The organism is Aureimonas sp. D3 (genome assembly GCF_001463805.1).
In the GTDB taxonomy this organism is placed as follows: Bacteria; Pseudomonadota; Alphaproteobacteria; order Rhizobiales; family Rhizobiaceae; genus Aureimonas; species Aureimonas ureilytica_A.
Map to the genome: position 1 here is coordinate 73,197 of NZ_BBWM01000036.1, position 8,586 is coordinate 81,782.

Here is an 8,586-nt window from a genome sequence, read left to right on the forward strand (position 1 = left end):
TTCGGCTCGGCCATTTCGTCTCTTCGTATCGGCCCAACGTCCGAAAATCCATGCCATCGAGTCGAAGCGTGGGGTCGCGCCACGGCTCGGGGACAGATGATCGGAAGGGCGAAAACAGGGATTGAGGAACCGAAGCGAGGAGGCTATCAAGCAAAGAGCGGATGCGCTGCGGCGTCTTGAACGAGACCCGCTGACGCGGCTTCAAATCCCCACTTGTGGGGTGCGCGGGCTTGGCGAAATGGTAGACGCAAGGGACTTAAAATCCCTCGAACTTTGTTCGTGCGGGTTCGAGTCCCGCAGCCCGTACCAATTCATCAGGCGACGTATCGCTTCTCGCGGCTCAGCTTAGCAATTTTTAACTATGCCGTGCGGTGGGTGAATGTCATCTGATCATCTATCGAGCGAAATTTCAGCATCAATCGCAGCAACTTAGCAATTTATCAGACTATTTGATCCTCGAGTCGTGCGCCAATAAGCGCAGGTTTGGGGCGCTTGTTAAGGTTTATGCGCTGTGCTGTGATGCCGGTAGCGGTTGAAGGTTGCTTCCAGGGGGAACACCTTATGATGCAGGCAAGACTTTTCCCACTTTCCTCCACGCCGGACGCCGACTGGATTGCGTTCGATCACGACGACATCCGTATGGACGAAATGCTGGATCACCTGCGCAGCGACAATGTCGCTCTGGATACGCTTCGCGTCGCCTTGGAGCGAGACGGATCGTCCGACGCGGCCACCTGCAAATAAAGAACAGATCAGTTCGCAACAGGCATGGCGCGGCGGAGCTCCTCCCCACCGCGCCATGAGCCATCAGGCGGTGAGCTTGGCCGCGATTTCCGCGATATGCTTGCCTTGGAACTTCGCGCCGTCGAGTTCGATCGCGCTGGGCTGACGCGAGCCATCGCCATTGGCGATCGTCGTCGCGCCGTAGGGCGTGCCGCCGACGATCTGATCCGAGGCCATCTGGCCCTGGAAGGAATAGGGCAAGCCGACGATCACGAGACCATGATGCAGGAGGGTCTTGTGGACAGACAGGATCGTCGCTTCGTTGCCGCCATGCTGGGTGGCCGAGGAGGCGAACACGCCGCCGACCTTGCCGATCAGCTTGCCCTGGAACCAGAGGCCGCCGGTGCGATCCCAGAAGGCGGCCATCTGCGAGGCCATGTTGCCATAGCGGGTCGGCACACCCACGATGATCGCGTCGTAGTTGGCGAGCTCTTCCGGCTGCGCCTCAGGGAAATCATGGTTGGTCTTGAAACCGGCGGCCTGGACCACTTCGGCCGGCGCGGTCTCGGGCACGCGCTTGATGTCCACTTCCGCACCCGCTTCGCGCGCGCCTTCGGCCACGGCCTTCGCCATGGTCTCGATATGGCCATAGCTCGAATAATACAGCACGAGAACCTTCGCCATCGTCATCCCTGTCGCTCAAATCTGACGCGGCCTACCCGCGCCATGCCGAGGGCAAGATAGAGCGCCATTCGCGCGGTAAAGCGAGCCACGATCCATTGACGCTCTGTCTTCCTGTTGGCACCTGCCGCCGTCGCTTTATCTTCATGCGACTGCCGGCCCCTGTCGCGCGACAGGCGAATCGAAGGATCGATCGAAATGACTGAGGCTCTTCAGCCCGCCCCCACGGCTGCCATGCTGGCGATCGGGGACGAACTCCTGTCCGGCCGCACCAAGGATCGCAACATCGCTCATCTCGCCGGCGTTCTGACGCTCACCGGCATTGATCTGAAGGAAGTGCGCATCGTCGCGGACGACGAGAGCGCGATCATCGAAGCGCTGAACGCGCTACGCGACCGTTACGATCAGGTCTTTACCTCCGGCGGCATCGGCCCGACCCATGACGACATCACGGCGGAAGCCGTCGCAAAAGCCTTCGCTCTGCCCTTGATCCAGCATCCCGAAGCCATGGACCGGCTGGCGCGGCACTACGCCGCGCGCGAGCTCCCCTTCACGGAGGCGCGGATGCGCATGGCCCGAACGCCCGAGGGCGCATCGCTGATCGACAATCCGGTTTCGGTTGCGCCGGGCTTTCAGATCGGCAATGTGTTCGTCATGGCCGGCGTGCCGTCCATCTTCGTGGCCATGCTGGACAATGTCCTGCCCACCCTGCCCGGCGGCCCGATGATGGAAAGCGCCTCCGTCGCCTGCCCTTTCGGCGAAGGTGACATCGGCGGCCCGCTCTCGCAGATCCAGAAGCAGCATCCCGCCGTCGCCATCGGCTCCTATCCGCGCTTCGACGGGCAGCGCTATTCGACCGAACTCGTTATCCGCTCGCGCGACGCGCAGGCGCTGGCCGGCGCGCGCGAGGCGGTGGAAGCGATGGTCGCCGAAATGGCGGCGAAAAGCTGAAGCGGGCCGAAGACTTGCCCGAAACGATGCGAGGCGTTATCGCACGCCGCTTACGCGCGTAAGCCCTTCGGAGATCAGCATGACGACGCCCGACAAGTCCTTTCCCGTGTCCTGGGAACAGTTCCACCGTGACGCGCGGGCGCTCGCCTGGCGTCTGGCGGGTCTGCGCAGCGAGTGGAAGGCGATTGTCTGCATCACGCGCGGCGGGCTCGTGCCGGCCGCGATCATCGCGCGCGAGCTCGGCACGCGGTTGATCGAGACGGTCTGCATCGCCTCCTATCACGACTACGACACGCAGGGCGAATTGCAGGTTCTCAAAGACATCTCCCCTATCCTGCGGGAAGAGGACGGCGAAGGCATTCTGATCGTCGACGACTTGACCGATACGGGCAAGACGGCCGCGCTCGTGCGCGCCATGCTGCCCAAGGCGCATTTCGCCACGGTCTATGCCAAGCCCAAGGGCCGGCCGCTGGTGGATACGTTCATCACCGAGGTGAGCCAGGACACCTGGATTTTCTTTCCTTGGGATCTCGGCCTCACCTTCCAGGCGCCCATCGCCAAGGGCTCGGCAGGCTGAGGTTTTCCCCAGCATCCACACCTGTTCCAAGCCAATTTTATCGAACGCTGGTTCCTCCGGGAGCCAGCGTTTATTTTTGGCCGTCTGGGAGCCACCGCTCGATCCGACCGAACTTGTGGATAAGCGATAGCGCAGGGAACCGAACGATCCATGAGGCTTTGAGTCGCGTGACCGTGAGCGTTCGACCGCTCCGAATTTTACGCTTTCCACACCCTTTGACGCGAGATTGTGGATATTAAAGTTTCACTACAGGCAGTAGGTCGCAGCCCGCACCGACACCATATATAGTGAAGCCAACACAAACTGAGAATCATACCGCCGTTCGGCCTCGCGATCGGCGCCGGCCTTGGAGTCGGCGCTCGTTTTTGCGCGTTCGTCAGGCGGGCATTCCCTGATCGGAGTAGGACGATGGGCCTGAAGATCGAACGGCGCTACACCAAGCCAGGCCAGGGCGCCTATGCCAGCGTGGAGTTCCGGAAGGCAACGAGCGAAATCCGCAATCCGGATGGCTCCGTCGTCTTCCGCCTCGCCGACATCGACGTGCCCGCACAGTTCAGTCAGGTCGCAAGCGACATTCTGGCTCAGAAATATTTCCGCAAGGCCGGTGTTCCGAAGGCCCTTCGCAAGGTTGAGGAGAACGACGTACCCTCCTGGCTCTGGCGTTCGGTAGCGGACGAAACCGCCCTCGCCGCCCTGCCCGAAGACGAGCGTTATGGCTCCGAGATGGACGCGCGTCAGGTCTTCGACCGCCTCTCCGGCACCTGGACCTATTGGGGTTGGAAGGGCGGCTACTTCCAGACGGAAGAAGACGCTGCCGCCTTCCGTGACGAACTGGCCTTCATGCTCGCGACCCAGAAGGTCGCGCCGAACTCGCCGCAATGGTTCAACACCGGCCTGCACTGGGCCTATGGTATCGACGGCCCCGGCCAGGGCCATTTCTATGTCGATTATCAGAGCGGTGAACTGACGCGCTCGGCCTCGTCCTACGAGCATCCGCAGCCGCATGCCTGCTTCATCCAGTCCGTCGCCGACGATCTCGTCAACGAAGGCGGCATCATGGACCTGTGGGTCCGCGAAGCGCGCCTCTTCAAATACGGCTCGGGCACCGGCTCGAACTTTTCGCAGCTGCGCGGCGAAGGCGAGAAGCTGGCGGGCGGCGGCAAGTCCTCCGGCCTCATGAGCTTCCTGAAGATCGGCGACCGCGCGGCGGGCGCCATCAAGTCGGGCGGTACGACGCGTCGCGCGGCCAAGATGGTTGTGGTCGATATCGATCACCCCGACATCGAGTCCTATATCGATTGGAAGGTGCGCGAAGAGGAAAAGGTGGCGGCGCTCGTCACCGGCTCCAAGATCGTCTCCAAGCACCTGAAGCTGATCCTGTCGGCCTGCGTGAACTGCGAGGGTGGCACGGGCGAGGAATGCTTCGACCCGAACGTGAACCCGGTGCTGAAGCGCGCTGTAAAGGACGCCAAGCGCGCCCAGGTTCCCGAGAGCTACATCAAGCGCGTTATCCAGTTCGCGCGGCAGGGCTACACGGACATCGACTTCCCGGTCTACAACACCGACTGGGATTCCGAAGCCTACCTGACCGTCGCCGGTCAAAACTCGAACAATTCCGTGCGCGTCACGGACGAGTTCCTTCAGGCGGTCGAACAGGACGGCGAGCACCATCTCATCGCTCGCACCACCGGCAAGGTGACCAAATCCCTCAAGGCGCGCGAGCTTTGGGAGAAGATCGGTTACGCGGCCTGGGCCTCGGCCGATCCCGGCATCCAGTTCCACACGACGATCAACGACTGGCACACCTGCGCGGCGGCCGGCGCGATCAACGCGTCGAACCCCTGCTCGGAATACATGTTCCTGGACGATACGGCCTGCAATCTGGCGTCCATGAACCTGCTTCAGTTCCGCGAGCCGGGCGGCCGGTTCGACGTGGATGCCTATGAGCACGCCACCCGTCTCTGGACCGTCGTTCTCGAAGTCTCCGTGCTGATGGCGCAGTTCCCGTCGAAGGAGATCGCGCAGCGCTCCTACGACTATCGCACGCTGGGTCTGGGTTTCGCCAATATCGGCGGCCTCCTGATGACGGCCGGCATTCCCTATTCCTCCGCCGAGGGCCGGGCGATCTGCGGCGCGTTGTCGGCGATCATGACCGGCGTCGCCTATGCGACATCGGCGGAAATGGCGCGCGAGCTCGGCCCCTTCCCCGACTACGAGCGCAATGCCGCAGGAATGCTGCGCGTCATCCGCAACCATTCGCGCGCCGCGCATGGCCTCGCCAACGGCTATGAAGGCTTGGCCGTCGAGCCGGTTCCCCTCGACCATTCCTCGCTGAAGGACAAGCGCCTCTCGGCCCGCGCCAAGCAGGCCTGGGCGCTGGCGCAGGAACTGGGCGAGAAGCATGGCTATCGCAACGCGCAAGTCTCCGTCATCGCGCCTACCGGCACGATCGGCCTCGTGATGGATTGCGATACGACGGGCATCGAGCCGGACTTCGCGCTGGTGAAGTTCAAGAAGCTCGCCGGTGGCGGTTACTTCAAGATCATCAACCGCGCCGTCCCCGAGGCTCTTCGCACGCTCGGCTATTCCGAAGCACAGATCGCCGAGATCGAGGCCTATGCGGTCGGCCACGGCAATATCAACCAGGCGCCCGCCATCAATCCGGGCTCGCTGCGCGCCAAGGGCTTTGGCGACGAGCAGATCGAGGCGTTGAACGGCGCGCTGAAGAGCGCCTTCGACATCAAGTTCGCAGTCAACAAGTGGACGCTGGGCGAAGCCTTCTGCAAGGACGTGCTCGGCCTCACCGACGAGCAGCTGAACGATTTCTCCTTCGAGATCCTGCCCTTCCTCGGCTTCTCGCGGAAAGACATCGAGGCCGCCAACATTCACGTTTGCGGCGCGATGACGCTGGAAGGCGCCCCTTTCCTGAAGGCTGAGCACTTGCCGGTCTTCGATTGCGCCAGCCCATGCGGTCGCATCGGCAAGCGCTCGCTTTCGGTGGAATCGCATATCCGCATGATGGCGGCGTCGCAGCCCTTCATTTCCGGCGCGATCTCCAAGACGATCAACATGCCGAATGATGCGGCGGTGGAGGACTGCACCAACGCATACATGCTGTCCTGGAAGCTCGCGCTGAAGGCCAATGCCCTCTATCGCGACGGCTCCAAGCTTTCCCAGCCGCTCAACGCGTCGCTGATCGCTGACGAGACGGACGAGGACGATCTGGTCGAGGAGACGGCAGCCGCCATCGCAGCCGCCCCGGCCGCTGCCAAGGCGACGGAAATCGCCGAGCGGATCGTCGAACGTGTGGTCGAGAAGGTCATCCGCGAGCGCGAGAAGCTTCCGAACCGCCGCAAGGGCTATACGCAGAAGGCGATCGTCGGCGGCCATAAGGTCTATCTGCGCACCGGCGAGTTCGACGACGGGCGTCTTGGCGAAATCTTCATCGACATGCATAAAGAGGGCGCTGCCTTCCGCGCGATGATGAACAATTTTGCCATCGCCATCTCGCTCGGCCTGCAGTTCGGCGTGCCGCTCGATGAATATGTGGAGGCCTTCACCTTCACGCGCTTCGAACCGGCCGGCATGGTGCAGGGCAACGAGGCGATCAAAAACGCGACGTCGATCCTCGACTACGTGTTCCGCGAGCTGGCGGTCTCCTATCTCGGCCGACACGACCTCGCCCATGTCCAGCCGGAAGAGTTGAGCGCCTCGACGATCGGTCGCGGCGTGGAAGGCGACAAGCCCGCTCCCTTGCCGATTTCGGCCGGCATGGTGCGTGGTCAGACCTCGAAGTTCCGCCTCGTGTCCTCGTCCGATCCGCAGGGTTCGGGCAGCACGCTGTCGGCCCCTGTCGCGAAGGCGACGACCGGATCGGTGGTCACGGCCGTTCTGCCGCGCTCCGCAGCACCGCTCGCCCGCTCGGGCGGCGCGCAGGTGACCGCGTTCAAGCGCGATTACGAGACGGCTCCGCTCGCAGAACCCGCCCCTATCGCGGACACATCTCCAGCGCAGGGTCTCTTCGAGTCCCCGCTCTCCTACGGGGCGTCCGAGCGCGACGTCTCCCGGGTCGAAGCCGCCCCCAGGGCCACCAGCGCCGAACGCCGCGCCCAAGCCTTGATGAAAGGATACACCGGCGACAGCTGCTCCGAATGCTCGAACTTCACCATGGTGCGCAACGGAACCTGCCTGAAGTGTGACACCTGCGGAAGCACATCCGGGTGCTCCTGACCCACAAGAGCGTTGTGTCACTATGTGTGAAATCCAGCAAAGTTTGCACATCGAACCGCAGAAAACTCAACGTTATCAACGTTAGTGCCGTTTAATTAAAGCAAGTGGCCTCATTCAAAAGAAACCTGCGCGGCTTAGGTCGCGCAGGGATACTTACTGGAACGAAACGTGAATCCCGGTCCCTGCCTTGAGTGCCCGGTTGGGACGACCCTGGAAGCCGCATCGAAGCGGACGAGCAAGCGCAGGAACGGAAGCATGGCCAACAATTGGAAGTATGATCGCGCCAGGAAATCGATCGACGACCGGATCTCCGACGTCGAAACGGTGACGATCGTTGATTACACGCGCGAGACGGATCTAACGTCGATCCCCACCAACAAGGCGTACCGCATGGATGCGGCTCACCTCTACGTCGAGATTCTGAACTTCGCTGACATCCTGGCCACCACCGGCATCGATGGGATCACTGCTCACCGTCGGGCCCTCAGGTTCCTGAATCTGCACCAGCGAGCAGTTCACCGCATCCTTTCGCGCACCGACACGCGGCGTGTCGACTTCCACAACCAACGTCTCCATTCGATCGTCGCCAAGCCGTATGGAACGGCGCAGGAAGCGACCCGAGTTCACCGCGCAGTAGCCATCGCGCAACTGGTGACGGAGGTTCTTGCCGAAACGGGCGACGAGAGCAGTCACGTACCGAGCGCCCAGGTACGTGTCGGGATCGACACGGGACTGGCTCTCGCCGTCAACAACGGTCGAAACGGATATCGAGAGCCGCTCTTCCTGGGCAAGGCGGCGAACATGGCCGCAAAGTTCGCCTCAAATGGTTCAGTCGTTGGCATCTACCTGACCAACGACGCACGTCGCGCTATCGGCCTGCCCGAACTCGGCGATAACAAGGACAGCACGACGGCCCTGACCGCGCAGGAGATTCAGAAGTCCGTCGATGCTGCTGACCTGGGTGTCTCCAAGACAACGATCGTCAACGAATGGAAGAAGGATAACGACGATCACCCGATCGGTGCCCACAATTTCACCCGTGCCACACCGCCCTTGAGGGATTTGAACTTCAATCTCCTGACGCCTGGCAATTCCAAGCGCATGGATACCGTTTCCATCTATGCCGACATCGACAATTTCACCGCCTACGTGAACGCGCACATCGAAGACGATCCTCAGAACATCGTCCGCTGTCTCCACGTGATTAGAGCGGAACTCGATGGGGTACTGTGGGCTGATTTCGGTGGTCGACGTGTCCGCTTCATCGGTGACTGCATCCACGGTCACCTACTCGAAGGAACCGCGCACAACACGGACGAGGAAGCGACCATCTCGACCGGCGCGATCTGTTCGGGCGCTTTGCGCAGCTCGTTCGACTTGGCTCTGGAACGGCTTGAGGCCAATGACGTGCCGATCGACAATCT

General features: G+C 62.0%; 6 protein-coding genes and 1 tRNA gene. 6 read left to right on the plus strand and 1 reads right to left on the minus strand.

The features are described 5' to 3' along the window. Positions 1-224: 224 nt before the first annotated feature. Together AUL36_RS11305 and AUL36_RS11310 are read left to right on the plus strand one after the other, a co-directional pair. A tRNA-Leu gene (locus AUL36_RS11305) sits at positions 225-309 on the plus strand. A gap of 252 nt (positions 310-561) precedes the next feature. Further along, on the plus strand, positions 562-744 hold the full coding sequence (locus AUL36_RS11310) for a hypothetical protein (RefSeq protein WP_062220588.1): 183 nt from the start codon (positions 562-564) through the stop codon (positions 742-744). Between the two features lie 63 nt (positions 745-807). On the opposite strand, the gene wrbA is transcribed toward AUL36_RS11310, so the two are convergent. Next, positions 808-1,407, minus strand: a complete 600-nt coding sequence (gene wrbA / locus AUL36_RS11315) for an NAD(P)H:quinone oxidoreductase (protein WP_062220609.1) — start codon at positions 1,405-1,407, stop codon at positions 808-810. Positions 1,408-1,602: 195 nt separating this feature from the next. Between wrbA and AUL36_RS11320 the strand changes: the two genes are divergently transcribed. The 4 genes from AUL36_RS11320 to AUL36_RS11335 form a co-directional block, all read left to right on the plus strand. Further along, positions 1,603-2,355: a competence/damage-inducible protein A gene (locus AUL36_RS11320; protein WP_062220590.1), complete on the plus strand. Its 753-nt coding sequence runs from the start codon at positions 1,603-1,605 to the stop codon at positions 2,353-2,355. A 79-nt stretch (positions 2,356-2,434) separates the two neighbouring features. Further along, a complete protein-coding gene (gene gpt / locus AUL36_RS11325) occupies positions 2,435-2,932 on the plus strand; it encodes a xanthine phosphoribosyltransferase (protein ID WP_058601037.1) in 498 nt (165 codons plus the stop codon). A 414-nt stretch (positions 2,933-3,346) separates the two neighbouring features. Further along, a complete protein-coding gene (locus AUL36_RS11330) occupies positions 3,347-7,162 on the plus strand; it encodes a vitamin B12-dependent ribonucleotide reductase (RefSeq protein WP_374700767.1) in 3,816 nt (1,271 codons plus the stop codon). Between the two features lie 255 nt (positions 7,163-7,417). Continuing rightward, the coding region (locus AUL36_RS11335; protein WP_062220597.1) for an adenylate/guanylate cyclase domain-containing protein at positions 7,418-8,586 on the plus strand (1,169 nt) is incomplete at its 3' end.